This window comes from Nocardia sp. NPDC004654 (genome assembly GCF_040609595.1).
Classification (GTDB): domain Bacteria; phylum Actinomycetota; class Actinomycetes; order Mycobacteriales; family Mycobacteriaceae; genus Nocardia.
Window position 1 is genome coordinate 116,733 of sequence record NZ_JBEXKI010000001.1, and the last position, 26,196, is coordinate 142,928.

A 26,196-nucleotide genomic window follows, 5' to 3' on the forward strand; every position below is an offset into this window, starting at 1 on the left:
CCATGGGCCGTTTCCGGCCATATTGTCGTCGAAGTGGTCCGGGAACTACGTCTTTCGCGCAGCCGAAATCGTTACCCGGCAAGGCTATTCAACGAAGAAGACGCCGGCACGGCGGCTCGGATGGCGACCGCCGTGCCGTCTCGGCCAGCTCCTGCGCCGATCGGACGTCGGCGGGTCGATGTTATCGAGCCGTGCCGACCGGAGCCGGTGCGGAGCTCCGGAAGCGATCCGCGTGCTCGGCCGCCCACTGGGCGAAAGTCAGCGCCGGGCGGCCCAGCACTCGGGGGACGGTGTCGTCCACGGTGGCCGCTTCGGTCGGCGGTGCGGCGTACCAGCCGATGACGTAGTCGGCGTCGGCCTGGGAGACACCCCTGGCCAGGAGCCGGTCGATCGCCTGCTGATGCGAGATCCGGTCGAAGGCGATGTCGCGGTCGATCGCCTTGGACAGGATCGCGAGACGTTCCTGCAAGGTGAGCGATTCCGGTCCGGTGAGGTTGTAGGCCTGACCGGCGTGGCCGTCCTCGAGCAGCGCCGCGGCGGCCACCGCGCCGATGTCGGCCTCGTGCACCAGCGCGCTCGGGAAGTCGTAGGGTTCGCGCACCACGCCCTCGGCGCGGATCGAATCGACCCAGGTCAGCGTGTTGGACATGAACTCCTGGGGTTCGAGCCGCGTCCACTCCACACCGGAGTCGGCGACGGCCTGTTCGACCGGGCCTACCGCGCCGCCCCACACGACGGTGATGCGACGAACGCCCGCGTCGACGGCGCGGCGAACCAGTTCCTCGCCGACCTCCGCGAGCCCGGCCGTCACGGTGATGTGCAGCCGGGTGATTCCGTCCAGTGCCGGGCCCAAGGTCTCGGGTGCGGTGTGGGTGCCCGTCGCCAGCTCGACGCCCGAGGGGAGTTTCGCGGCCGCCGGATCGCGGGTGAGCGCACGGACGCGCTCGCCTCGACGCAAGAGTTCTGCCACGACATGGCGGCCGGTGTTGCCGGTCGCGCCAGTTACCAGTGTTGTCACGGTGTTTCCTTTCCTCGGCGCCGACGCTAAGAGCTCAACCTTGCTCGAGGTCAATGCCGTCGATTCTGGTGTCCCCCGCCGCATCCACGGACCTCGAACGAACCGCCCGTCATCGCGGGCAGGCCGACATCCGAACGCGTTGTCGGCGAGGCCGACGCCGGGAACGCATGTCGGCTGCGATGATTCCGGGGTGACTCAGTGGCTTCCCCTCTTCAGTTCCCTGGTCGTCGCCTTCGTCGTGCTGGTCGGCGTCCTCCTCACCAACCGCACGAACCGTCGCGCGATCGACGCGGCCGACGAGCGCGGCAGCATCGCACTGGAGGCCGCGCAGCGGAACATGGAGGCGGTCAACGCGGCGGCCGAGCAGCGCAGCAGGGCCGCGATCGAAGCGGCGCAACGGAATACGGAATCGGCCGACCAGCGTGAGCACGAGAAGTGGCGGCGCGAATCGGTGCTCGCGGCAGTCACCGCCCTGCTGGAGACCTCGGCCGCGGTCCGGCAGCAGCTGTCCAGCCAGGACTTCGCCTACATCGGGGAGATCGACAGGTTCGGCCTCGATCTGCACGAAAGCATCGGGCAATGCGGCGGATCGGTGACCCGGCTGCGCATCCTGTCGAGCCCGCGCCTCCCGAATCGCTGTGAAGACCTGCTGCGCACGCTCACCGCGGCCGCGAACATCACCGTCCAGAAGCTGACGCTGACTCTCGACGGCGACGCGACCATCGAGGACCTCGACGACATCCGGACGTTGTGGCACAAAGCCATTGCCAGCACCGCCGAGCAGGAGCTGTCGGTCGTCAAGGCCACCAGGGCCGAACTCGGCATCGAACCGCTCCCCACCGCCGAACGCGTTCCCGCTTCGGCCGCGTAGGGCGAAAGGCCGGGCAGCCAGCGCCCCTATGCCCTCGTCAGACCGCCTCAGCGGCCTTGCGCCGGAACGAGATATGCCGGTGGCCGAAGAAACTCGCGACCGCGACCAGCGCCATCACCACGACCGCCGACGGAATGCTCGGCAGGTGCAGCAGTGATACGGCCGCTTGCAGCAGCACCATGTTCATCAGCAGCCCACCGGAATTCACCGCGACGAAGGCGCAGAAATCGCGCAGCACCTGCCCGCGCACTCGGAAGACCAGGGTGCGGTGCAGCACGAACGCGATGACGATGCTGATGCTGTAAGCGGCGGCGGGCGCGAGCGCGGCGGAGACGCGGCCGTCGAAGATCGCCAGCCACATCACCGTCAACGCGATGCCCAGTCCGGTGTTCACCATGCCGACCATGGCGAACGCGATCTCCTGCCGCCGCACCACGCGCAGCAGCGGCCCGGGATCGAGTTCGGCCTGGTCGACGGAGTTCATCGGACGGCGTCCGCCAGCTCGGTCACGCCGGTCTCGTCCGCTGGGGTCGGAGCGGACTCGTCTTCCCTGCGGCCGCGCTTGTACAGCCAGTGCAGCACGCCGACACCGAGCAACCCGGCCAGTGCGCTCGCCGCGCCGATCTGCCAGCCGGGCGGCCGCCAGGCGAGTTCCAGTTCGGCGTTCTGAGTGCCCGCCGGAATATCGACGGCGACAAAGGTTTTCGCGACGTTCTGCACCGGCAGTTCGCGACCGTCGAGGATGACGCGGTAGCCGGGCCAGGCCAGCCGCGCGAACACCACCCGGCCGCCGCGCTCCGAGCTCACCCGGACGCGGCTGGTCGTGTCCGATTCGGCGAGGGAGGTGGCGGTGACGCCGTCGGTGGCGGAGACGCGGCCGTCGACGGTCGAGAGCAAGCCGTTCTCGCGTTCGAGCACGGCGATGTACTTCTCGTGGCCGGGGTAGTCGACCCACTTCCAGCCCTGCGGTGCGGGCTGGTTGCGCGCGTCCGGGTACAGGGCGGTGTGCAGCACGACCCGGTCCACCTTCATCAGGTCGACGATGGTCTTGCCGGTGGTCGGCTCGACGGCGAAGGCCCTGCGGAAGGCGTCGGGGCAGACGCTGGTGTCCCAGAGCATGCACAGCAGCTCGCCGAACTGGAAATGGCCGTTCGGCGTGTATCCGCTGACGTAGGTCAGCTCCAAGTCCTTGGCGTAGTTGCCGAAGACCAGCGATCCGTACGCGCCGTCCAGGGTGCGTTCCGCGCGCGGAATGAGGGCGCGGTCGCCCAGTTGCAGGGTGGTGCCGGGGAAATCGGGGAAGGCGGCCTTCATCTCCGAGCGCTGCTCCGGCAGGTTCCAGCCGAGCGGGGTCGGTTGGGCCGACCACACCTGGAGATAGGCGATCGGGAAGATCGACACCAGCACCAGCGCGCACGCCGCCGCGGCGCCACGACTACGGGCCAGCCACACCACGGCCGCGCCGAGTGCCGCCACCGCGAGGGCGGCGACCACGTGCCACACCGCTTCCTGCGGTGCGGCCGAAACCGAGCGCAGCAACAGCAAGCTGATCAAGCCCGCCGCGATCAACCCGCGCCTGCGCCAGTCGGCGAACGTCGCGAAGCGGCCGAGCAGCACGCAGACGAGCACCAGCAGCCCGAGCGCCACCATCGGCAGCACGCGGGCGGGCCAGCGCAGCGGGCCGATGGCGCCGGGACCCGCAGTCCACATCAGCATGATCGCCGTGAACAGCGCGGGTGCGGTGAGTTCGCGCGCCGAGTCCAGCGCTTTGCGCCAGTCGACGAAGGCCAGCGCCGGGATGACGAACCAGGCGATGTAGACGACCGGCATCGGCTGCACGTAACCCCACCAAGTGGTGAACGCGGGCAGGGTGCTGGGCAGACTGGCGTTCAACGACTCCGACCACGGCACGGTCAGCAGCTGCTCGTTGTTGATCTGCGCGGTGCCGCGCCAGGTGACCTTGGCCGAGAGCATGCTCGGCAGGTACGTCGCGAGCCCGGCCAGCGCCGCGCAGGCCGACACCGCGAGCAGGCGCAGCGACGGCTGCCACTTCCGCTGGTGGACCAGTTCGCCGACGGCCACCGCGGCGATCATGATCCCGGCCTCGACCGCCGGGAAGATGTACTGCACCGAGATGGCCAGGTACAGGAAGACGAAGGTGGGGATCGGCCCCGAGCGACCGCGCGCGTAGCGCACGCCCGACGCCCACGCGTGCGCCAACCAGGCGGTGCCGGTGAACGCGGTCATCCAGCTGCCCTCGTCGAAGAACAGCAGCCAGCCGCTGAACGGGATAGCGACGCCGGCCAGCGCCGCCCACGGCGCCCGCGACCCGTACGCCAGGCAGATCCGGTAGACGCCGAGGCCGAGCACGATCGCGAAGATCAGCTTGACTACCGTGGCGTACAGCGCGAGATTGTCCACCGACGGCGCGATCAGATCGATCAGCAGCTGCGGCGGATTCAGCAGGCCCGCCTCTTCGATGGTGTAGTTGCCCGCCATCCAGTGCTCCGGCACCAGCATCGGGAAGTCACCGTCGCGCAGCCGCCTGCCCATCATCACCCACAGCGGGGCGTACTGGGACTCGGTGTCGTCGGTATAGAAATGCCGAGCGTTGGCCAGCAGAACCGCGACATACCCCGCGACCACTCCGAGCGCCGTGATGAAGCCCCACTTGTACACCTCGCGCGGAGCGAGAGTTCCACTGTCCACCACGAGTCCCAGACCCTACAGGCAACCGCCCACGACCGAACGCAAGATGAGCCCCAGCACGCCCCGCGTGGGCGTCACCGCCTTCGCTCCGGCCGTGCACGGGTCAGGGACGGACGTCGTCCGGCAGCGCCCGTCACGCGGCCGGTTCGACCGTCATCTCGACGTGCATGCCTGCCGCGGTCACCATGTTGACGAGCGAGTCCAGGCTGAACAGGTGAACTTTGCCGCGCACCAGATCCGAGACCCGTGGTTGGGTGACGCCCAGCCGATCGGCCGCCGCGGCCTGCGTCCAGCCCTGCGCGGTGATCCGCTCGGTCAGCTCGATCATCAGCCGCGACCGCAGTCGCATGTTCTCCGCCTCCTGTGGGGTGTCCTCGATCGCATCCCACACGCTGTCGAACGTCTCGTCCGCCATCAGCGCTCTCCCTTCTCGCACTCCGCCACGACCTGCTTCAGCCGCTTGGCCGCCAGATCCAGATCCGCCGCCGGGATCTGTTGGGTCTTCTTCTGGAAACAATGCAGGACGTAGATGTAGTCGGCGAGCTTCGCTACGTAGATGACACGAAACGCGCCGTTGTGGTCCCGGACCCGGATCTCACGAACGCCGAGTCCGACGGTCGACACCGGCTTCCAGTCCGTCGGGTCCAGACCACGTTGAACCCGGTCGAGTTGGTACCCGCACTCTCGGCGTGCGGCGAGAGGGAACTCGCGAAGGTCGTCGAGCGCGGTGGCAACGAACCTGATCGGCTTCACGCGGACAATATACAAATTTTTGTATGCAAGCGTACCTTGTTCGACGGATTCGAGGAACCGCCTCGAGAACGGGACGCCGTTGTGGCAGGCCGAAGTCTCGAGTCAAAGGTGGTCGGCGGGCCTAGACTCGGGCTCTGCGAGCTTCGGTGGTTAGCGAGGGAGATGCGTACTCGGTTCGAGTTCGACCTGCATACCGTGGCTTCGCCGGAGCAGGTCGTCGAGTTGTACACCGATTTCTCCGCGGAGCGGCCGCGGCGGTGGCCCGCGCTGTCGGCGCGGCAGTATCGGGTGTTCGAGGTGGGTGAGCACACCGCGGACGTGCTGGAGGGGCAGGACTTTCCGAAGATCACGGCGCGCTGGCGCTACGACTGGTCGACGCCGGGGACGGTGCGCATGCGGGTGGTCGACAGCGATTACCTCGCGCCGGGCAGTTTCCACGAGCTGACGATCCGACCGGCCGACGACGGCGGCAGCGATGTGCACGGGGTGTGGGACAACACCGCGCTGCGCCCGTCCTCCCAGGTGGGGTTGGCGATGGCGCGGTTGATGGGGCGGCGGTTCTTCGTCGCGTATTACACGCGGGTCTTCGATGGGCTCGTCGAGGAAGGCGAGTAGCGGCAGCGCCGACTGTCCTCGTCTCGACGGTCACCACAGTCGTGCGACTATCGCGCAGCGGCAGCGGCAGCGGCAGCGGCAGCGGCAGCGGCAGCGGTGAGCGTGACCGTAGCAAGGTGCGCCGCGCGGGACGAGCCGCGAGACCGGGTTACATGTGCACTGTTCAGCCGGCCGCGAGCATCGCCGCCACCTCGCGCAGCGCCGTGCGGAGCAGGCCCGCGTATGAATCCACATCGACGACCGCGGCATCGGCGTGGATCGAGACGGTGACGGTGTCGCCGAGGCCGTGCACGCCGTGGGTGAGGTGCATGACCGCACCTAGGGCGGGAAAGCCGCCGGTACAGCGGACGGGTCCGCCGCCGAAGGTGAGATCGGCGGGTCCGCGGTACACGCTGGAGACGACCGTGTGACCGGCGATCGAGTCGGGCACGCTGTCGACGGGATAGCGGTCGACATCGCGGCGCAGGATGCGGGCCGGGGTCACGGCGGTCACGCGATCCTGCGCGGACAGCAGCGGATGCTGGGCCCGCAGCCGACGTTCGGCGAGCGCGGCGGCGATCCGGTCGGCTCGCAGGCGCAGATCCGGTTCGTCGGTGCACAGCTCGACGCCGAGGCTCCGATAGTGGTTGCGAGACACGGACTCACCCGACAGCGCCATCGGCACTTGCGCGCCGAGCCGCGAAACCGGTTCACCCTGCGCCGCAAGGTATTCGGCGAGGGCAACCGACACGGCGGTCAACACCACCACGGTGATCGTCCAGCCCTGTACGCGAAGCTCCTCGGCGTCGCACACGATCATCCGCGCCCGATGATCGATAACCCCAGCCGCCCCAATCTTGTTCACCGCACTCGGCGCGAACCCCGGACCCGGCTGCGGTACCGTTCCGGCCGCCGTCAGCTCGGCCAACTCCGTCTGCGCCCGATACGCGCGAAACCCACGAACCGCCGTACGAACCATTCCGGCAGGTAACCGAGCGGCACCCCATGCGGCCCCGGCTATCCCCGAATCTCGCAGGCGCGCAAAGGATTCAGCGATGATGCCGAACAGGTCGCCGTCCGCCGCCCGATCGGCGCCACGCCCTGCCCCGGGCTCCGCCGCGAACCCCTCGGCCGCTCGCGCCCGGCTGCCTGCGCCGTTATCAACGGCGCGTCCAGTCGCTTGCCCATCGCTGGCAGCACCCGACGCGCTCGGCCGCCCCGCCCCGCCGACCATGTCCTCCCCGGAGAACAACTCCCGCGCGACAGCCGCCGCCCGCATCCCATCCGCCAGCGCATGCGACATCTGGAGCACCACCACCGTGGCGAGCTCGTCGTCCGAGGCCCGCATCGGCGCGCCCGCGACGCCCCGGAAGACGTGCAACTTCCACGGGTGCGACGTGGCGTCGACACCGGTGGCGAGCAGATCGCCGAGCGCGGCCTGCACCGCTGCCCAGTCCGCGCGCGGCAGCGGGTGCTCGATGAACTGACTTGCCGAGTATTCACACGGCACCCAGGACGGATAGCCGAGGTCGCCGGGCGTCTCACGGAGCCGGACCCGCAGGTCCGGTATCCGCGCGCTGCGGGCCGCCACGGCGGTGCGCAGCGTCTCGGTCGACACGCCCGTGTCGGCGAAGCTGTAGAGCAGGAACAGATCGTTGCGGGTCCGGGCCGACAGCCAGAACATGGTCGCGTCCTGCGGCGCCATCGAACTCACGTGGGAGACCCTATAGAAACTATCGATTCCGCGCGGCAACGCTGCTACCGTCTGTAGTAGACCCATTCCACACACGCACGAGCGGAGTGTCGGCCATGGCGAACGGACTCGCGCGAACAGTTGGCGAACAAGCTGATGCGGCGGATCAGCGATATCGCGGCGCGGCATTCATGAAGCGGTCGATCAACAAGGTCTTCCCGACCCACTGGTCGTTCCTGCTGGGTGAGATCGCGCTCTACAGCTTCATCATCCTGCTGCTGTCGGGTGTGTATCTCACGTTGTTCTTCGACCCGTCGATGGCGCACGTCACCTACGACGGCGCCTACCAGCCGCTGCGCGGCGTCGGGATGTCACGGGCCTACGAGACCGCGCTGAACATCTCCTTCGAGGTGCGCGGCGGCCTGTTCGTGCGCCAGGTCCATCACTGGGCGGCGCTGCTGTTCGCGGCCTCGATCATCGTGCACCTGTTCCGTATCTTCTTCACCGGCGCGTTCCGCAAGCCGCGTGAGGCGAACTGGGTGATCGGCTCGCTGCTGCTGATCCTGGCGATGTTCGAGGGCTTCTTCGGCTACTCGCTGCCCGACGACCTGCTCTCCGGCACCGGCCTGCGCGCCGCGTTCTCCGGTATCACGATCGGAATCCCGGTCATCGGCACCTGGATGCACTGGCTGATGTTCGGCGGCGACTTCCCCGGCGAGATCATCATCCCGCGCCTCTACATCGCCCACGTGCTGCTCTTCCCCGGGATCATGCTCGCACTGATCGCCGCGCACATCGCGCTGGTCTGGTATCAGAAGCACACCCAGTTCCCCGGGCCGGGACGGACCGAGAACAACGTGGTGGGCGCGCGCATCGTGCCGGTGTTCGCCGCCGATCAGGGCGCGTTCTTCGCCTTCACTCTCGCCGTCGTCGGTCTCATGGGCGGTTTGTTCCAGATCAACCCGATCTGGAACCTCGGGCCGTACAACCCCTCCCAGGTCTCCGCCGGTTCGCAGCCGGACTTCTACATGATGTGGACCGACGGCTTGGCGCGTCTGATGCCGCCGTGGGAGCTGTATCTGGGTCGCTACACGGTCCCCGCCTCGTTCTGGGTGGCGCTGACCATGGGCTTGGTGTTCGTCCTGTTGATCTCCTACCCCTGGATCGAGAAGCGCCTGACCAAGGATTACGAGGCGTACCACAACCTGCTCCAGCGCCCACGCGACGTGCCGGTGCGCACCGCGATCGGCGCCATGGCCATCACGTTCTACGTGGTCCTCACGATCTCCTGCGTCAACGACATCATCGCCTACAAGTTCGACATCTCGTTGAACGCGACGACCTGGGCAGGCCGCATCGGTGTCCTCATCGGGCCGCCGATCGCGTACTTCATCGCCTACCGCCTGTGCCTCGGCCTGCAACGCAGCGATCGCACGGTGCTCGACCACGGCATCGAGACCGGCGTGGTCAAGCGCCTGCCGCACGGCGAGTACATCGAGGTGCACCAGCCGCTCGGCCCGGTCGACGAGCACGGCCACCCGATCCCGCTGGAGTACCAAGGCGCGGCGGTGCCGAAGAAGATGAACCGCCTCGGTTCGGCGGGCAAGCCGGGCACGGGCAGCTTCTTCCGCGCCGATCCGACGGCCGAGTCCAACCGCAACCGCGCCATCGAGCACGAAGAGGAACACCGGCAACTCGCGGTGTTGCGGAGCTACCAGGATCGCATCACCGGAAACGGACACGGCCGCGACGAAACCCAATAGCTCGCAGTCGAATTCGAGCGCGCGAAGGCCCCGAGCCGATTGGACCCGGGGCCCGTGCTGACTGCTCGTCGGACCTGACGTTCAGGCCTTGTCGAACTCCCCCGCCGATACTCCGCTGAGGAATGCGTCCCACTCACCCGGGGTGAATGCCAAGACCGGGCCGACGCCCTTGTCCTTGGTGTCGCGGACAGCCACATTGCCGCCGTCGAAAAATGCCACTTCCACGCAGTTCCCGTCGGGGCCGCTGTATGTGCTCTTACGCCACACAGCGCCCGTCGAATCTACTTCCACGGCACTAGCTCCTTTGCTGCGTCGAGAACGAGAATTTCCAACCGAGATTGTTCTAACTAGCACCGGTATCCGGGCGCAGGGAACGCCGAATACCGTGGTGCGCTTGGTGGTAGCGCGCAACAGTATCGGTGCGCGGTATCGCACTGAAGTTCGGGACGAATACGCCCCGCGGGTTGCCCCCGCGGGCTAAACCCTAGCAGGTTCTTCGAAGGATTTGCCGGTCTCTTGCCAGTTCAACCATCCCATTTGCCAAGCTTGCGAAGGCATTAAGTTGCGGGGACATTGCCAGCCCTGAGCTTTCCGGCGAAAAGCCGCGGAGGGCAATCATTTGTTCCAGCGTGATTGGTCTGTGATCCGTCGATCGAGGCACCGAGGGCCACCCTCGCGCGGCGTCGCCTGGACACGGCGTGGATCATGGATCTTATGGTCGAACGTCCACGCGACGAGGCAGGTCGCGCCCGCAACCCCCGCCCACGAGACCGGTTCGGCCGCCCGCTACCGCTCGGTAGCGAGGGCGTGCCGCGAATTCCGGACGATCTGAATCTGCCGCCCCAGCAAACTCTTACCCTCGCCCAGCAACTCTTGGATGACGGTCTGGCATTCAACGCACACGAGGTATTGGAGGCGGCATGGAAGAACGGGCCGTTCGCCGAAAGGATGCTGTGGCAGGGTCTGGCGCAATACGCGGTCGGTCTGACACACATACAACGCGGTAATCCGAAGGGAGCGCGCACCCTGCTCGGTCGCGCGGTCGGCCGACTGCGGGCCTACGAACCAGGCGATAGCGGCAATTCGGACGACGATTGTCACGACCAGGGTGCGGACGACTCGACAGAACTCCGAAACCGCGCTCTGCCCTATGACATCGATGGCGCGGGACTGATCGCGCGCGCCGAAACGCTGCTCGCCGCGTTGGACTCCGGCGCAGCGATCACCGAGGACGACCTCAAGCCGCGGCTGCGCGTCTGAGCGCCGTCGGTGTGGACGCCTACCATGGCAGTCGTGCCCGCCGCCCAGCTCGACTCACTCGCCCGAGGCGCGGGCCGCTATGCGCCGAGCCCGTCGGGCGACCTGCACCTGGGCAATCTGCGCACGGCACTGCTCGCCTGGCTGTTCGCGCGATCGAGCGGACGCCGGTTCCTGATGCGGATCGACGATCTCGATCGGGTGCGCCCAGGCGCGGCGGAGCGCCAGCTCGCCGATCTCGCGGCCATCGGATTGGACTGGGACGGCCCGGTGGTGCGCCAATCCGAACGCCTGCCGCACTACGACGCCGCCATCGAACGACTCACCGCCGCCGGTCTGACCTACGAGTGCTATTGCACCAGAAGGGAAATTCAGCAGGCCGCGACCGCACCGCACGGGCCGATGGGCGCCTACCCGGGGATCTGCCGCACCCTGAGCGCCGAGGCTCGCGCGCGCCGCAGGGCCGAGGGCAGATCCGCCGCGCTGCGCCTGCGTGCCGCGGCCGCCGAGTTCGAAGTAATCGACGACCTGCACGGCCGCTACCGAGGCCCGGTCGACGACGTGGTGCTGCGCCGCGGCGACGGCACGCCCGCCTACAACCTCGCGGTGGTGGTCGACGACGCCGCGCAGGGCATCGACCAGGTGGTGCGCGGTGACGACCTGCTGCCATCCACCCCGCGCCAGGCCTACCTGGCCAGCCTGCTCGACCTGCCCATTCCGCGCTACGCGCATGTGCCGTTGGTACTCAACGAAAATGGTCAACGGCTGGCCAAACGCGACGGCGCTGTGACGCTCGCCGACCGACGCGCCCTGGGCAACACGCCCGAACAGGTTGTGAGCTTGCTCGCCGGCTCGCTCGGCTACACCGCGAGCACCCCGTCGCAGCTCCTCGAACATTTCGATCCGGCGCGGTTACCGCGAGAACCTTGGATCGTGGCCGCCGACGGGTTGTTGCAACCCAGCGGGTGTCCGTAACGTACCGAATCGACCACTGATCAACCGATCACCACGAGGACAAAAGCATGACGAGCGGTGGGTACGACCCCAACCAGAATCCCCAGGGCGGGTACGGCCAGCCGTACCCCCAGGGCCAGCCGCAGTACGGGCAGCAGCCCCAGTACGGGCAGCAGCCGCAGTACGGTCAGGACCCTTACGGCCAGCAGCAGTACGGCCAGCAGCAGCCGCAGTACGGCCAGCAGCCTCAGTACGGGCAGGACCCCTACGGGCAGCAGCAGCCGCAGTACGGGCAGCAGCCGCAGTACAACCAGGATCCGTACGGCCAGCAGCAGTACCCGCAGCAGCAGGGCTATGGCGCAGGCGGTTTCGGCGGCGCGCAGCCCGGTGAGCTGTGGCCGCGCTTCGCAGCCCGTTTGATCGACAACATCATCGCTGGTATTCCATCGGCCATCGTGCTGACGATGCTCCTGCTCTTCCTGCCCGCGAACCTGGGAACCCAGATTCTCGCGTACGCGGTCTACTTCGCTCTGATCACCGCGTACTTCGTCGGTATGGAGGTGACGCAGGGCACCACCCTCGGCAAGAAGATCCTCGGCCTCCGGGTCGTCGGGCCCGGCGGCGCCAAGATCGACCCGGTCACCTCGCTCAAGCGCAACGTGTTCCTCGCGGCCAGTGTCGTCTACTGCCTTGGCTGGCTGGTCTCGTTCGGCCTCGGCATCTACATCGCCGTCACCATCGAGCAGGACCCGAACAAGCAGGGCTGGCACGACAAGTTCGCGGGCGGCACCCAGGTCGTCAAGGGCTGACCCACCCCCGGCAAACACTCAGGGGCGCTCCCGGCAACGGGAGCGCCCCTGAGTCGTCTTCGGCGCGAGTCGTTTTCGCGGCTCAGGCCCCCGCGATCACACCGATGATGTTGAGCACCCAGTACAGAATGCCGAGCACGATGCCGCCGACCCCGACCCACACGCCGGCTTGGGCCATGCCCTTGCCTTCGTAGTTGCCGGACTGCTTCATCTGGTTCAGCGCGACCACACCGAGCACCAGGCCGATGATGCTCGGCAGCAGGAAGCAGCAGGACGCGACGCCCGCGATGGAGACGATCATCGCGGCGATCGCCAAACCGTTGGAGCCCTGGCTCGGTGGCGCGCCGTACGGCTGATAGCCCTGGGGATAGCCGTAATTCGGCTGCTGCGGATAGGGCGCCGGTCCCGACTGGTACGGCGCGCCGCCCGCGGGCTGCTGGTAGTTCGGGTACTGCGGCTGCTGCGGATATTGCGGCTGCGAGGGCGGCGGCTGCTGCGGGTACTGCGGTGCGGAGGGGTACCCGGTCGGTTCGGAGTTCGGATACTGCGGTACCGAGCCCTGGGCGCCGGAGTCCGGCGACACGCCTTGGCCGCCGTACTGCTTCCACCACTCGTCGGAATCGCCGGGATTCGTCATGGGTACAGCGTAATGGGCGCAGACGGACGTGGTCTGTCCTTCATGACCGGACCGTCCCACGCGACCCGGTCCCGGCTGGGAGGATGATGCCCGTGAGTGATGTGCATAAATCAGAAGAACACGACGGGTCTGGGTACCCCGCGCCGGACCACGCGGCATTCGCCCAGGTCGCGCGGGGGTACTACACACCGATCGTCGCGCTGTTCACCGCGACGCTGATCATTTCGAATATCTGCGCCACCAAGGGCGTCGAATTCTTCCGCGACGAATCGGTCACGGTGGGACCGTTCCAGATCCTGCCGATCGTCACCGACGGCGCGTTCTTCCTCTTTCCCCTGGCCTACGTCCTCGGCGACGTGCTGAGCGAGGTGTACGGCTTCCGCGCCACCCGGCGCGCCATCTACTACGGGTTCGGCGCCCTTGTGCTGACCGTGCTGTGCTTCGCGATCGTGCTCCGCCTGCCCGCCGCCGGTTTCTACGAGAACCAGGAGGCGCTGCGATCCATCGTCGGTCCGGTGCCGCGGTTGGTGATCGCCGGTCTCGCCGGGTATTTCGTCGGCCAGCTGCTGAATTCCGCGACACTGGTGCTGATCAAGGAACGGACCAAGGAGAAATACCTGTGGGCCAGGCTGATCGGCTCGACCGTGGTCGGCGAATTCGCCGACACCCTGATCTTCTGCTCGATCGCCGCGGCCGCCATCGGCATCGAAACCTGGCAGCAGTTCGTGAATTACGTGATCATCGGCTTCCTGTGGAAGACGCTGGTCGAGGTGCTGGTCATGCCGCTCACCTACCGGGTGATCGCACTACTGAAGAAGCACGAACCCGGTTACGCGCCGCGCGCCGTCGACCCGCTGCACGCTTAGGACGCGGTCCTACACCCCACTCCGCACACGGCCGGAGCGCAGGCGGAGGTCCGCCCAAAACACGCTGCGCGATGGCGCCCGACGGACCAGTGCGTGCGCCGGGGCCAGCGCATGCGGCCGGGCGAACGCTTGCGTGCGGCCGGGCGAGCGCGCGTGCCGCCGGGCTCCGCAACGTGCAACCGAGCCCAGCACGTGCGCCGCGGCAGCGCGTCTGCCGGACCAGTGCGTGCGCCGAAACCAGCGCATCGGCGGGGCGAGCGTGTGCAACCGGAGGGGGTCGTGCGGACGGAGCCAACGCGTGCAGCCGACTCAGCAGCGCCTGCGCCGGGGCTAGCGCGGCTGCGCGGCTAGCGCGTGCGCTGCGGCTGGCGCCTCTGCCGAGCCAGTCCGTAGCACGTGCGCTGACCTCACCGGGGATCAGGGCGTGCGAATCCGCCCCTTCCAGCGGCCCAGCGTTTCGGCTTTGAACTCGTCGAAGCTGCCGTCGTCGATGCTGGCGCGGATCCGGTCGACCAGCCGAATGGTGAAGCGCTCGTTGTGAATCGTGCACAGTGTGGCGGCCAGCATTTCCTTGGCTTTGAAGAGATGGTGGATGTAGGCGCGGGTGTAGTGCGCGCAGGTGTAGCAGTCGCAGGTCTCGTCGATCGGGGTGAAATCGCGGCGGAAGCGGCTGGTATTGATGTTGAAGCGGCCCTCGGCGACGTAGATGGCCGCGTTGCGGGCGACGCGCGAGGGATTCACGCAGTCGAAGGTGTCCGCGCCGTTCTCCACCGCGACGAAGATGTCCTCCGGCTCGCTGATGCCGAGCATGTGCCTCGGCTTGTCCGGGGGCAGTTCGTCACAGCACCAGCCGACGATAGCGCCGAGGTTGTGCTTCTCCAGGGCGCCGCCGATGCCGTAACCGTCGAAACCCGTTCCGCCCGCGCCGCGGATCGCCTCCAGCTCGCGACATGCCTTGCGGCGCAGGTCTTCGTATTGCGCGCCCTGGATGACGGCGAACAGCGCCTGGTAGGGGCGGTGTGTGCGGGCCGCGGTCAGCCGCTCGTGCTCGTCGATGCAGCGCTGCGCCCATTCGTGCGTGCGCTGTAGCGACTTCTCTTGGTAGCCACGGGTGTTCAGCAGCGTGGTGAGCTCGTCGAAGGCGAACATGATGTCGGCGCCGAGCTGGTGCTGGATGCCCATGGAGATTTCCGGGGTGAACCGGTGCTTGGAGCCGTCCAGATGCGAGCGGAAGGTGACGCCGTCGTCGTCGACGGTGGCGAGGCGCTCCTTGCCCGCCGCGATCACATCGTCGCTGCGGACGTCGACGGCTTCCATCGCGAGCACCTTCTTGAAGCCGACGCCCAGCGACATCACCTGGAAGCCGCCGCTGTCGGTGAAGGTGGGCCCCGGCCAGTTCATGAACGCGCCGAGTCCGCCCGCCTCGTCCACGATGTCGGCGCCCGGTTGCAGGTAGAGGTGATAGGCGTTGGCCAGCAGCGCCTGCGCGCCGAGTTCGCTCATCGTCTCCGGCAGCACCGCCTTGACCGTCGCCTTGGTGCCGACGGGGATGAACGCGGGCGTCGCGATCGCACCGTGCGGCGTCTGGATGACACCCGAGCGACCGTGCCGTCCGTCCAGCCGGGCGCCGACGGTGAAGGAGAACGATTCCGGTGCTGACACGCCCTTCATCCTCTCAGGCGCCCCTGTGCGCCCCGCGCCGGCCGCGCCCGGGGCGCTGGTCGAAGGGATTCCTTACTAGAGTTCAACTCTAATCAGATATAGACTTCGGTCATGAGCGCCGTCAAGGGGACGAACAAGCGAGCCCTCAAAGCCCAGGAGACGAGGCGGCGAATACTCGCGGCCGCCGGCGAGTTGTTCGTCGAGCAGGGCTACGGCGCGACCAACCTGCAAGAGATCGCCGCGCGGGCGGGCGTGGCTGTGCAGACCATCTACTTCACCTTCACCAACAAGCGCATGCTGCTGAAAGAACTGGTCGACGTCACGATCGCGGGCGACGACGAACCGGTGGCGACCATGGAACGGGAGTGGTTCCGCACCGCCATGGCTGCCGCGACCGCGCAAAAGCATCTGCGCGCGCACATCGCGGGCACCCGCCCGGTGCTCGAACGCATCGCGCCGATACACAAGGTGATCGAGACGGCCGCGGCCACCGACCCGGAAGTCGCCGCGATGTGGCCCGCGGACCAACCGGACCCGCGCTACACCGTGCAGCTGCACACCGCCACCGTCATGATGACCAAACCCGGTGCGCGCCGAGATGTCTCGGCGGAAGAAGCCGCCGACCTGCTCTACGGCCTACTCAGCACCGAACTGTTCCTCCTGCTGGTCCGCAACAGAGGCTGGACCGCGCAGCACTGGGAGGACTGGGCCTACACCACCCTCCTCCCCCAACTCTGCGACTAGTCCGTCAAGCCTCCGCCGCGGCCGCCGCGAACTGGGCGCTGTAGAGGCGGTAGTAGGCGCCGCGCTCGTCGAGCAGTCGCTCGTGCGTGCCGTGCTCGACGATCCGGCCCGCCTCCATGACGACGATCAGGTCGGCGTCGCGGATCGTGGAAAGCCGGTGGGCGATGACGAAACTCGTGCGGTCTCGGCGTAGCGCCGCGGTGGCGTGCTGGACGAGCAGTTCGGTGCGGGTGTCCACCGAGCTGGTCGCCTCGTCCAGGATCAGGATCGACGGCTTGGCCAGGAAGGCGCGGGCGATGGTGATCAGCTGCTTCTCACCCGCGCTGACGCCCGAACCCTCCTCGTCGATGATCGTGTCGTAGCCGTCGGGCAGCGCGTGCACGAACCGGTCGACGTACGCGGCCCGTGCGGCGGCGAGGATTTCCGCCTCGCTCGCATTGGGATTGCCGTAGGAGATGTTCTCCCGGATGGTGCCGCGGAAGAGCCAGGTGTCCTGTAAGACCATGCCGATCCGCGACCGCAGGTGATCGCGGGTGATCTCGGTGATGTCGACGCCGTCGATGGTGATCGTGCCCGCGTCCAGCTCGTAGAAGCGCATGAGCAGGTTCACCAGCGTGGTCTTGCCCGCGCCGGTCGGCCCGACGATCGCGACGACGTGTCCGGGCTCGGCGACCAGCGAGAGCCGCTCGATGACCGGCTTCTCCGGCTCGTACCGGAACGAGACGGCCTCGAACTCGACCCGCCCGCGATCCACCGGCCGGGTGTTCTCCATGACCGGATCCGGGCTCTGCTCCTCGGCGTCGAGGATCTCGAAGATGCGCTCGGCCGAGGCCACGCCCGACTGCAGCAGGTTCGCCATCGCGCCGATCTGGGTCAGCGGCTGACTGAACTGCCTGGAGTACTGGATGAACGCCTGCACCTCGCCGAGCGAGAGATGGCCCGTGGCCACCCGCAGACCGCCGACCAGCGCCACCAGCACGAAATTCACGTTCCCGAGGAACATGATCGCGGGCATGATCAGGCCCGAGATGAACTGCGCCTTGAAGCTGGATTCGTAGAGCGCCTGGTTGCGCTCGTCGAACTCCCTGCCGACCTCGCGGCCGCGGCCGAACGCGGTGACCACCTCGTGGCCGGTGTACGCCTCCTCGACCTGCGCGTTGACCAGGCCGGTGTACTTCCACTGGTCCACGAAGTGCGGCTTGGACCGCTTGGCGATCTGCGCGGTGACGACGATCGCGCCCGGCACGGTGAGCAGCGCGATCAGCGCGAGCAGCGGCGAGATCCAGAACATCATGATCAGGATGCCGAGCACCGAGAACACCGACATGATCAGCTGGCTCATGGTCTGCTGCAAGCTCTGCGAGACGTTGTCGACGTCGTTGGTGACGCGGCTCAGCACGTCGCCGCGCGGCTGGGAGTCGAAGTAGCGCAACGGGAGCCGGTGGATCTTGTCCTCGACCTCGCCGCGCAGCCGCTTCACCGTCCGGTTGATGACGATGTTGAGCAGGTAGCCCTGCAACCAGCCGAACACCGAGGCGCCGACGTAGAGCGCGAGCACGAGCACCAAGACCCGGCCCACCGCGCCGAAATCCACGCCGACGCCGGGCACGACGTTCATGGCGCTGAGCATGTCGGCCAGGGTGTCGTTGCCGCTCGCGCGCAGCCGCTCGACGGCCTGCTCCTTGGACAGTCCGCGCATCGCCTCGAGGTTCTTGCCGACCACGCCGTCGAAGACGAGGTTGGTCGCCTTGCCGAGCAGATACGGGCCGAGGGTGTTGAGCACCACCGAGGTGACCGCGAGGCCGATGATGCACCCGACGTAGAACCGTTCCGGGGCGAGCCTGCGCAGCAGCCGCTTCAGCGACGGCCCGAACGACTTGGCCTTGGCGTCCGGTGCCCCGGGAGCGGGAGCTCCTGGCCTCATCGCGCCTCCTCCACACTCAGCTGAGACGCCACGATCTCCTGGTATTCGGGACAGTCGCGCAGCAGTTGCTCATGGGTGCCGATGCCAGCGATCACGCCGTCTTCGAGCACGATGATCTGGTCCGCGTCCCGGATGGTGGCGATGCGCTGGGCCACGATGATCACCGAGGCGTTCTCGGTCTCCGGCTTCAACGCCTCGCGCAGCCGGGCGTCGGTGGCGACGTCGAGGGCGGAGAACGAGTCGTCGAACAGGTAGATGCGCGGTCTGCGCACCAGCGCCCGCGCGATGGCGAGGCGCTGGCGCTGGCCGCCGGAGACCGTGGTGCCGCCCTGCGCCACCGGAGTCTCCAGACCCTGCGGCATCTCCCGCACGAAGTCGGCGGCCTGCGCGATCTCGAGGCAGCGCCAGAGTTCCTCGTCGGTGGCGTCCGGGTTGCCGTAGCGCAGGTTGCTGGCGACGGTGCCGGAGAACAGGTACGCCTTCTGCGGCACCAGGCCGATCTGTTCGCGCAGCACTTCGAGGTCGAGGTGGCGGACGTCGGTGCCGCCCACGTACACCGCACCGTCGGTGACGTCGATCAGCCGCGGTATCAGGTTCAGCAGCGTCGTCTTGCCGGAACCGGTGGAACCGACGATGGCCGTAGTGGTCCCTGGCTCCACTTGGAAACGGATGGCGCGCAGCACCGGCTTCTCCGCGCCGGGAAAAGCGAACTCGCAGAACTGCAAGTCGACCGAGGCCGGGTCGCCTTCGAACGGCTGCGGCAGACGCGGCGGCAGCACCGAGGACTCGGTGGCGAGCACCTCGCCGATCCGGTCGGCCGAGACCGCGGCGCGCGGCGCCATCATGGCCAGGAACGACGCCATCATGACCGCCATCAGGATTTGCATGATGTAGGACAACATCGCGGTGAGCGAGCCGATCTGCAGCTCGCCGGAGTCGATCAGGTGCCCGCCGAACCAGATCACCGCCACCGCGGTGACGTTGCTGATCAGCATGACCAGCGGGAACATCAGCGCCGTCAGCCTGCCGACGCGCAGCGAGGCCTCGGTGAGCTCGGTGTTGGCGATGCCGAACCGCCAGGTCTCCTGCCGCTCCCTGACGAACGCGCGCACCACCCGGATGCCGGTGATCTGCTCGCGCAGCACCCGGTTGACCGCGTCGATGCGCTCCTGCATGTCGCGGAAGCCGGGCACCATCCTGGCCACGACGAGCGCCATCGACAACCCGAGCGCGGGCACCGCGATGAGCAGCAGCCAGGACAGACTCAGGTCTTCGCGCAGTGCCATGACGATGCCGCCGATACACATGATCGGCGCCATCACCAGGATGGTCGCCGACATCACGATGAGCAGCTGCACCTGCTGAATGTCGTTGGTGTTGCGGGTGATCAGCGAGGGCGCGCCGAACATGCCGACCTCGCGCGCGGAGAAGGTGCCGACCCGGTGCACCAGCGCGCCGCGCAGGTCGCGGCCCGCGCCCATGGCGGCCTGTGCGCCCAGATAGACCGAGAACGCGGACGCGACGATCTGCACGCCCGTGACCGCGAGCATCCACAGCCCCGTCGTCCAGATGTAGCCGATGTCGCCCTTGGTGACGCCGTTGTCGATCAGATCGGCGTTCAGGCTCGGCAGGTAGAGCATCGCGATGACCGAAACCAACTGGAGCGCAACGACCCCCGCCAATTGCGCGCGGTAGGGGTACAGATGAGCTCTGAGCAGTCTGATCAACATGATGCTTGGCAGGCTACCGGCAATCGGTGACAGCCGTCGTGGCGATTCTCTCTGGGCGGAACCGCAGCTCAGCGCCGCTCCCAGGCGCCGGGATCGCCGGTGAGCGCGTCGACGAACTCGGGCAACCGGTCGGCGACGATGTCGGCGACGGTCACGTTCTCCAGCACCGCGCGGATGTTCACACGCAGCGCGATCCACACCGATTGCAGAGGCTCGGCCGCGCCCGGATACTTCACGTCCTCGGGCCGCTGCCCGCGCACCGAGGCGAGCGGGCCCTCGATGGCGCGGATCACGTCGGCGATGGAGATCGCGGCCGCGGGCCTGGCCAGCGAATATCCCCCGTCGGGTCCGCGCCTGCTGACGACCAGCTCGGCGCGGCGCAGCTCACCGAGCACGGTCTCCAGCACCTTGGGCGGAATCCGCTGCGCGGACGCGATGGCGTCGGCTTTGATCTTGGCGTCGGGCGTGGCCCGGGCGATCTCCAGCAGGGTTCGCACCGCGTAATCGACCTTCGCGGTGATGTGCACGGCTACTCCCAGGCGTGTTCGACGACGCGCACGAATCTACGCGGTGCCGCAGGCGGTCAACACGCAGGTGGCCGAGTCCAGGAGCGTGTTCTCCAGCAGCGAGTCGTCCGCGCCGGGCACCAGTTCCTTGGAAATCAACGCCACCCCGAGAACCTCGAGCGCCGCGCAGGCACGAACCCGCGCCTCATCGGTGGGATCCGGACCGGCCAGCCAATCGCGCAGCACCCGGTTGCTGTCCATCAGGTCCGGATATCGGTCGGCCATCGCGTTGACGATCGCCACCGCGTCGCGCACGCACAGCGCCCCCGCGTCGCGGTGCCGGATGAGCCCGCGCAGGTGCGCACGCAACACCGCCCGCACCCCCTCGGCGTTGTACGGGACCGCGTCGATGTCTTCGACGACCGAACGCAGATGGTCGATGATCGGATCGATGATCGCCAATAGCAGATCCAGCTTCGAGGGGTAGTGATAGTACAGCGAAGCCTTTGTGATTCCTACCGCATCCGCGACCTCGCGAAGGCTCGTCTGCTCGAAACCCTTGGCGGCGAATAGCTTCACAGCGGCGTCGCGGATCGCGATCTTAGTGCCGCTACCTGCGATAACGCTGTCGGGTGCGTCGGGTCCGGCCATTGGATGATCCTCTCGTCGATGCTGCGCGGCGCTAACGTCGCCACCAAAATTGAGGTTGTACCTCCACTTACTCGGTCGGTAGTCTACCTACCGCACGGTAGGCAGAAAGCGTCAGTGGAGGCGGGGACAAGCAGGGAGTCCCGCGAAAGTGCTGTCTACGCGCCACGATCCAGCACGTACCAGTCACCGCTAGGAGTACCCGCGTGTCCGTTTACCTCTATAGATTCGGAAAGTTCGCTTTCCGCCGGAAATGGATAGTGCTTCCGGTCTGGCTTGTCCTCTTCGTGCTCCTCGGTGGGCTGGGCGCGCAGCTCAGCAAACCGATGAGCAACGATTTCAGCATGCCCGAGCTGCCCTCCGCCCGAGCCAACGACATTCTCGACAAGCACTTCCCCGGTGCGTCCGAGGCCTTCAAGTTCGACGCCGTCACCGGAACGTACGTCATCGGCGCGCCCGAGGGTCAGAAGCTGACCGATCCCGCGAACCGCGCGGCGGTCGAGGCGTTCATCGCCAAGCTCAACCAGCTCGACATCGTCGACCACGAGAAGCCGATCGTGAACCCGATCGACGCCGCGGAGAAGATGGGCTGCCTGGAGAACCCCGATCCCTCGCAGTGCAGTGGCTCCCCGCTCAACGTGCTCGGCAAGGACGACCCGAACTCCGTCGCGTTCATGAGCGTGCCGTTCAGCATCGCGAAGTTCACCGACGTCACCGACGAGAACCGCAAGGCCGCCTACGACGTGGGCGCCGACGCGCGGAACTCCGGCCTCGCGGTCGAGGTGAGCGGTTCCATCGCCCAGACCCAGGAGCAGCCGAGCGGTACCGCCGAGCTGATCGGCATGGGCGTCGCGCTGATCGTGATGATCGTGGCCTTCGGCGCCATCGTCGCGGCCTTCGTGCCGATCGTCACCGCGATCGTCGGCCTCGGCGCGGCCACCTCGGTCATCCTGTTGGGCACCTCGTTCATCGAGGTCCCGAGCTTCACCACGTTCCTCGCCTCGATGATCGGCATCGCGTTGTCCATCGACTACGCGCTGTTCATCGTCTCGCGCTACAAGCACGAACTGGCCGTGCAGGATTCGCCGGAAGAGGCGGCGGGCACCGCGCTCGGCACCGCCGGTTCCGCTGTCGTGTTCGCCGGTCTGACCGTGATCATCGCGCTGGCCGGTCTGAGCATCGTCGGCGTCGAGTTCCTGACCTTCATGGGTCTGGGCGGCGCGATCGCGGCGGGCTTCGCCGTGATCACCGCGACCACGCTGATGCCCGCGCTGCTCGGCGCGTTCGGCCGGTTCCTGTTCAAGCCGAAGCTGCCGCTGGTCGCCAAGCACGACCCGGAGGACGACGCCATCGTCACCAACGGCATGCGCTTCGGCCGTCTCATCGGCAAGGCCCCGTGGGCCGCGCTGGTGCTGTCCATCGTCGCGCTCGGCGCGCTCGCCGCGCCCGCGGCCGGTCTGAACCTGGGTCTGCCCGGCGAGGACAGCATGCCCAAGACCTCCACCGTGCGTAAGGCCTACGAGCTGCGGACCGAGGGCTTCGGCGAAGGCAGCAACGGCGTGCTCAACGTCGCGGTCGACCTGAGCAACGTCGCGCCCGAGCGGCGCGACGAGGCGGTCAACGCCCTGCGCGAGCGGCTCGCGTCCTACGGGAACATGGACTACGTCACCGAGCCGCAGTTCAGCGGTGAGGACAAGGCGGGCGCGCTGCTCGACGGCGTGCCGAAGTCGGGCCCGAACAACCAGGACACCAAGGACCTGGTGCGCGACGCCCGCGACGCGGAGGCCGAACTGAAGGCGCAGTACGGCATCGAGTACGGCATCACCGGCACCACCGCCATCTACGCCGACGTCGACCACGTGCTGCTCAGCAAGATCGCGCCGTACCTCGCGATCGTGGCGGGCGCCGCGTTCATCCTGCTGATCCTGGTGTTCCGCTCGATCCTGGTGCCGCTGACCGCGGCGCTCGGCTTCCTGCTCTCCATGGCCGCGACCTTCGGCGCGACCGTGCTGATCTTCCAGGAGGGCAAGCTCGGCCTGATCGATGATCCGCAGCCGATCGTCAGCTTCATGCCGATCATGCTCATCGGCCTCGTGTTCGGTCTCGCCATGGACTACCAGGTGTTCCTGGTGACCCGCATGCGCGAGGAGTACGTGCACGGCAAGTCGCCGAAGGAAGCGGTGGTGGCCGGTTACCACCACGGCGCGCGCGTGGTGACCTCCGCCGCGATCATCATGATCTCGGTGTTCGCCTCCTTCATCCTGGAGTCGGACGTGACCGCGAAGTCGTTCGGTTTCGCGCTGGCGGCGGGCGTGCTGTTCGACGCCTTCATCGTCCGCATGGTGCTGGTCCCGGCGCTGCTGGTGATCATGGGCAAGTGGTCCTGGTGGATGCCGAAGTGGCTCGACCGGATCGTGCCGGATATCGATGTCGAGGGTACGAAGCTGCGTGATCTGCAGCAGAAGTCCGTCGAGCTGAAGAAGGAACCGGTCACCGTGAGCTGATCGGATTCGCCGACCGTCGGCCCCGCACCCATGCCTTTGGGTGCGGGGCCGACGTGTTTCCGGCGGTTCTTGCTCTCGTGCCCGGTACGCAGCAGACTCGGGGTGTTCGACTCTTTGCTCGGTAGACCGCCTGCATCGGCGCGGCGGAGGTAATTCGCGAGCGCGGGCGGGTGAGCCCGCGTGTTCGTTCCCGAACCGGCTCGACCCGATCAACCGCGAGGAGAACCCGTTGTCCGTGTATCTATACCGGTGGGGAAAGTTCGCCTTTCGCCGCAAGTGGATAGTCCTGCCGGTCTGGCTCGTCCTGTTCCTGCTGCTCGGCGCGCTCGGCGCCCAGTTGAAGGAACCGATGACCGACGACTTCAGCCTGCCGAACCTGCCGTCCGAACGGGCCACGGAGATCCTCGACGAACACTTCCCCGGCATGTCGGCCGCGTTCGAGTTCGACGCCGTCACCGGCACCTACGTGATCGGCGCGCCCGAAGGGCAGAAGCTCACCGATCCGGCCAACCACCAGGCGATCGAGGCGCTGATCAGCCGACTCGACCAGCTCGACATCGTCGACCACGGCAAGCCGCTGACCGACCCGATCGCCGCGGCCCAGCAGATGGGCTGCCTCGTGCCGGAACCGAACGTCTCCACGTGTAGCGGCGCCCCGCTGAACGTGCTGAACGAGACCGCGCCCGACACCGTCGCGGTTGTCAGCGTGCCGTTCACCCTCGAGGAATTCGCCGACATCACGCCGGCGAACCGCGCGGCCGCCTACGACGTCGCCGACGACGCCCGCGCCGCCGGGCTGACCGTCGAACTCAGCGGCACCATCGCGATCGAACAACAGGTCCCGAGCGGCAAGTCGGAGATGATCGGCATGGGCGTCGCGCTGATCGTGATGATCGTGGCCTTCGGCGCCATCGTGGCGGCCTTCGTGCCGATCGTCACCGCGATCGTCGGCCTCGGCGCGGCGACCTCGCTGATACTTCTCGGCACCTCGGTGCTGTCCATCCCCAGCTTCACCACCTTCCTCGCCTCGATGATCGGCATCGCGCTGTCCATCGACTACGCGCTGTTCATCGTGTCCAGGTACAAACACGAACTGGCCGTGCAGGATTCGGCCGAGGAAGCCGCGGGCACCGCGTTGGGCACGGCGGGTTCGGCGGTGGTGTTCGCCGGTCTGACCGTGATCATCGCGCTGGTCGGCCTGAGCATCGTCGGCGTTCGATTCCTGACGTTCATGGGTCTCGGCGGCGCGGTCGCGGCGGCCTTCGCGGTGCTCGTCGCGCTGACGCTGATGCCCGCGCTGCTCGGCGCGCTCGGGCGGTTCCTCTTCAAGCCGAAGCTGCCGCTCATCGCCCAGCACGACCCGGAAGACGACACCGTCGTCACCAACGGCATGCGCGTGGCCCGGCTGATCGGTCGCGTCCCGGTCGTCACGCTGGTGCTCAGCATCCTTGTGCTCGGCCTGCTCGCCGCACCGGCCGCAGGTCTGAACCTCGGTCTGCCGGGCGAGGACAGCATGCCCAAGACCTCCACCGTGCGTAAGGCCTACGAACTGCGCACCGAAGGGTTCGGCGAGGGCAGCAACGGTGTCCTCAACGTCGCGGTCGACCTCACCGACGTGCCGCAGGAGCGCCGGGCCGAAGCGCTGACCGCGCTGCGCGACAAGCTGATGTCCTACCCCGACATGGACTACGTCACCGAGCCGACGCCGAGCCAGGACGGCAACGGCGCGCTGCTCGACGGCGTGCCGAAGGCGGGCCCGAACAACCAGGACACCAAGGACCTGGTGCGCGACGCCCGCGAAGCCGAGGCGGGACTGAACGCCGAGTACGGCATCCGGTACGGCATCACCGGCACCACCGCCATCTACGCCGACATCGACCACGTGCTGCTCAGCAAGATCGTGCCGTACATGGCGATCGTGGCCGGGGCGGCGTTCGTCCTGCTGATCCTGGTGTTCCGCTCCATACTCGTGCCGCTGACCGGCGCGCTCGGCTTCCTGCTCTCGATGGCCGCCACGTTCGGCGCGACCGTGCTGATCTTCCAGGAGGGCAAGCTCGGGCTGATCGACGATCCGCACCCGATCGTCAGCTTCCTGCCCATCATGCTGATCGGCCTGGTATTCGGTCTGGCGATGGACTACCAGGTCTTCCTGGTGACGCGCATGCGCGAGGAGTATGTGCACGGAGCGTCGCCCAAGGAGGCCATGGTCAACGGCTACCACCACGGCGCGCGCGTGGTCACCGCGGCGGCGATCATCATGATCTCGGTGTTCGGTTCGTTCCTGCTGGAATCCGATCCGACCGCCAAGTCCATGGGTTTCGCGCTGGCGGCCGGTGTGCTGCTCGACGCGTTCCTGGTCCGGATGGTGCTGATCCCCTCGCTGCTGGTGCTGATGGGCGAGTGGGCGTGGTGGATGCCGAAGTGGCTGGACCGGATCCTGCCCGATATCGACGTGGAGGGCGCGCGGCTGCACGCGCTGCGTGCCGAATCGGCCGCGGCGCGAGAATCCGTCGCCGTTCGCGATTGACGCCTCGCGCGGTCGAAGCGGCTCCGC

At 67.5% G+C, this 26,196-nt stretch carries 23 protein-coding genes; 10 read left to right on the forward strand and 13 right to left on the reverse strand.

Features of this window, described 5'->3' with window-relative positions; genetic code table 11:
* Positions 1-181 precede the first annotated feature (181 nt).
* Positions 182-1,018, reverse strand: coding sequence for an NmrA family NAD(P)-binding protein (locus ABZV58_RS00540; protein WP_354998058.1), 837 nt, complete (start codon positions 1,016-1,018; stop codon positions 182-184).
* Between the two features lie 190 nt (positions 1,019-1,208).
* Between ABZV58_RS00540 and ABZV58_RS00545 the strand changes: the two genes are divergently transcribed.
* The gene (locus ABZV58_RS00545) at positions 1,209-1,889 is read left to right on the forward strand and encodes a hypothetical protein (protein ID WP_354998059.1); all 681 of its coding nucleotides are present in this window, start codon (positions 1,209-1,211) and stop codon (positions 1,887-1,889) included.
* Between the two features lie 37 nt (positions 1,890-1,926).
* Here ABZV58_RS00545 and ABZV58_RS00550 read toward each other — a convergent pair whose 3' ends face one another.
* The 4 genes from ABZV58_RS00550 to ABZV58_RS00565 all read right to left on the reverse strand — a co-directional run bounded on the left by ABZV58_RS00550 (position 1,927) and on the right by ABZV58_RS00565 (position 5,351).
* On the reverse strand, positions 1,927-2,373 hold the full coding sequence (locus ABZV58_RS00550; RefSeq protein WP_354998060.1) for a GtrA family protein: 447 nt from the start codon (positions 2,371-2,373) through the stop codon (positions 1,927-1,929).
* A complete protein-coding gene (locus tag ABZV58_RS00555) occupies positions 2,370-4,598 on the reverse strand; it encodes a hypothetical protein (protein ID WP_354998061.1) in 2,229 nt (742 codons plus the stop codon). Before ABZV58_RS00555 ends, ABZV58_RS00550 begins: the two co-directional genes overlap by 4 nt.
* 133 nt (positions 4,599-4,731) lie before the next feature.
* On the reverse strand, positions 4,732-5,013 hold the full coding sequence (locus ABZV58_RS00560) for an XRE family transcriptional regulator (protein ID WP_354998062.1): 282 nt from the start codon (positions 5,011-5,013) through the stop codon (positions 4,732-4,734).
* On the reverse strand, positions 5,013-5,351 hold the full coding sequence (locus tag ABZV58_RS00565) for a type II toxin-antitoxin system RelE/ParE family toxin (RefSeq protein ID WP_354998063.1): 339 nt from the start codon (positions 5,349-5,351) through the stop codon (positions 5,013-5,015). The genes ABZV58_RS00560 and ABZV58_RS00565 overlap by 1 nt, the downstream gene beginning before the upstream one ends.
* 162 nt (positions 5,352-5,513) lie before the next feature.
* Here ABZV58_RS00565 and ABZV58_RS00570 point away from each other — a divergent pair, with 162 nt between their 5' ends.
* Positions 5,514-5,966: a hypothetical protein gene (locus tag ABZV58_RS00570; protein ID WP_354998064.1), complete on the forward strand. Its 453-nt coding sequence runs from the start codon at positions 5,514-5,516 to the stop codon at positions 5,964-5,966.
* Positions 5,967-6,129: 163 nt separating this feature from the next.
* On the opposite strand, the gene ABZV58_RS00575 is transcribed toward ABZV58_RS00570, so the two are convergent.
* Entirely contained in the window at positions 6,130-7,659 is a 1,530-nt protein-coding gene (locus tag ABZV58_RS00575) for a wax ester/triacylglycerol synthase domain-containing protein (RefSeq protein ID WP_354998065.1), read from the reverse strand.
* 95 nt (positions 7,660-7,754) lie between these two features.
* Here ABZV58_RS00575 and ABZV58_RS00580 point away from each other — a divergent pair, with 95 nt between their 5' ends.
* Positions 7,755-9,401, forward strand: a complete 1,647-nt coding sequence (locus ABZV58_RS00580; protein WP_354998066.1) for a cytochrome bc complex cytochrome b subunit — start codon at positions 7,755-7,757, stop codon at positions 9,399-9,401.
* Between the two features lie 81 nt (positions 9,402-9,482).
* Here the strand turns inward: ABZV58_RS00580 and ABZV58_RS00585 are convergent, their stop codons facing one another.
* Positions 9,483-9,692, reverse strand: a complete 210-nt coding sequence (locus ABZV58_RS00585) for a DUF397 domain-containing protein (protein WP_354998067.1) — start codon at positions 9,690-9,692, stop codon at positions 9,483-9,485.
* A 423-nt stretch (positions 9,693-10,115) separates the two neighbouring features.
* Here ABZV58_RS00585 and ABZV58_RS00590 point away from each other — a divergent pair, with 423 nt between their 5' ends.
* The 3 genes from ABZV58_RS00590 to ABZV58_RS00600 are packed head-to-tail and all read left to right on the forward strand — an operon-like array spanning position 10,116 to position 12,421.
* A complete protein-coding gene (locus tag ABZV58_RS00590; RefSeq protein ID WP_354998068.1) occupies positions 10,116-10,661 on the forward strand; it encodes a DUF309 domain-containing protein in 546 nt (181 codons plus the stop codon).
* A gap of 24 nt (positions 10,662-10,685) precedes the next feature.
* On the forward strand, positions 10,686-11,633 hold the full coding sequence (gene gluQRS / locus ABZV58_RS00595) for a tRNA glutamyl-Q(34) synthetase GluQRS (RefSeq protein ID WP_354998069.1): 948 nt from the start codon (positions 10,686-10,688) through the stop codon (positions 11,631-11,633).
* A gap of 47 nt (positions 11,634-11,680) precedes the next feature.
* The gene (locus ABZV58_RS00600) at positions 11,681-12,421 is read left to right on the forward strand and encodes an RDD family protein (protein WP_354998070.1); all 741 of its coding nucleotides are present in this window, start codon (positions 11,681-11,683) and stop codon (positions 12,419-12,421) included.
* Between the two features lie 82 nt (positions 12,422-12,503).
* Here the strand turns inward: ABZV58_RS00600 and ABZV58_RS00605 are convergent, their stop codons facing one another.
* Positions 12,504-13,058: a DUF4190 domain-containing protein gene (locus ABZV58_RS00605; protein WP_354998071.1), complete on the reverse strand. Its 555-nt coding sequence runs from the start codon at positions 13,056-13,058 to the stop codon at positions 12,504-12,506.
* A gap of 83 nt (positions 13,059-13,141) precedes the next feature.
* Here ABZV58_RS00605 and ABZV58_RS00610 point away from each other — a divergent pair, with 83 nt between their 5' ends.
* Positions 13,142-13,924, forward strand: coding sequence for a queuosine precursor transporter (locus ABZV58_RS00610; protein WP_354998072.1), 783 nt, complete (start codon positions 13,142-13,144; stop codon positions 13,922-13,924).
* A 417-nt stretch (positions 13,925-14,341) separates the two neighbouring features.
* Here ABZV58_RS00610 and tgt read toward each other — a convergent pair whose 3' ends face one another.
* Positions 14,342-15,595, reverse strand: coding sequence for a tRNA guanosine(34) transglycosylase Tgt (gene tgt, locus ABZV58_RS00615; protein ID WP_354998073.1), 1,254 nt, complete (start codon positions 15,593-15,595; stop codon positions 14,342-14,344).
* Positions 15,596-15,697: 102 nt separating this feature from the next.
* On the opposite strand from tgt, the gene ABZV58_RS00620 reads away from it, so the two are divergent.
* Positions 15,698-16,330: a helix-turn-helix domain-containing protein gene (locus ABZV58_RS00620; RefSeq protein ID WP_354998074.1), complete on the forward strand. Its 633-nt coding sequence runs from the start codon at positions 15,698-15,700 to the stop codon at positions 16,328-16,330.
* A gap of 4 nt (positions 16,331-16,334) precedes the next feature.
* Here ABZV58_RS00620 and ABZV58_RS00625 read toward each other — a convergent pair whose 3' ends face one another.
* From ABZV58_RS00625 to ABZV58_RS00640, 4 genes are all read right to left on the reverse strand, one after another.
* Complete coding sequence (locus ABZV58_RS00625) at positions 16,335-18,254, reverse strand: ABC transporter ATP-binding protein (RefSeq protein ID WP_354998075.1); 1,920 nt, start codon at positions 18,252-18,254, stop codon at positions 16,335-16,337.
* Positions 18,251-19,984: an ABC transporter ATP-binding protein gene (locus tag ABZV58_RS00630; RefSeq protein WP_354998076.1), complete on the reverse strand. Its 1,734-nt coding sequence runs from the start codon at positions 19,982-19,984 to the stop codon at positions 18,251-18,253. Before ABZV58_RS00630 ends, ABZV58_RS00625 begins: the two co-directional genes overlap by 4 nt.
* 68 nt (positions 19,985-20,052) lie before the next feature.
* Positions 20,053-20,511, reverse strand: a complete 459-nt coding sequence (locus tag ABZV58_RS00635; RefSeq protein WP_354998077.1) for an Rrf2 family transcriptional regulator — start codon at positions 20,509-20,511, stop codon at positions 20,053-20,055.
* 36 nt (positions 20,512-20,547) lie between these two features.
* Complete coding sequence (locus tag ABZV58_RS00640; RefSeq protein WP_354998078.1) at positions 20,548-21,141, reverse strand: TetR/AcrR family transcriptional regulator; 594 nt, start codon at positions 21,139-21,141, stop codon at positions 20,548-20,550.
* Between the two features lie 203 nt (positions 21,142-21,344).
* Between ABZV58_RS00640 and ABZV58_RS00645 the strand changes: the two genes are divergently transcribed.
* Entirely contained in the window at positions 21,345-23,642 is a 2,298-nt protein-coding gene (locus ABZV58_RS00645; RefSeq protein ID WP_354998079.1) for an MMPL family transporter, read from the forward strand.
* 229 nt (positions 23,643-23,871) lie between these two features.
* A complete protein-coding gene (locus ABZV58_RS00650) occupies positions 23,872-26,169 on the forward strand; it encodes an MMPL family transporter (RefSeq protein ID WP_354998080.1) in 2,298 nt (765 codons plus the stop codon).
* Positions 26,170-26,196: the final 27 nt, after the last annotated feature.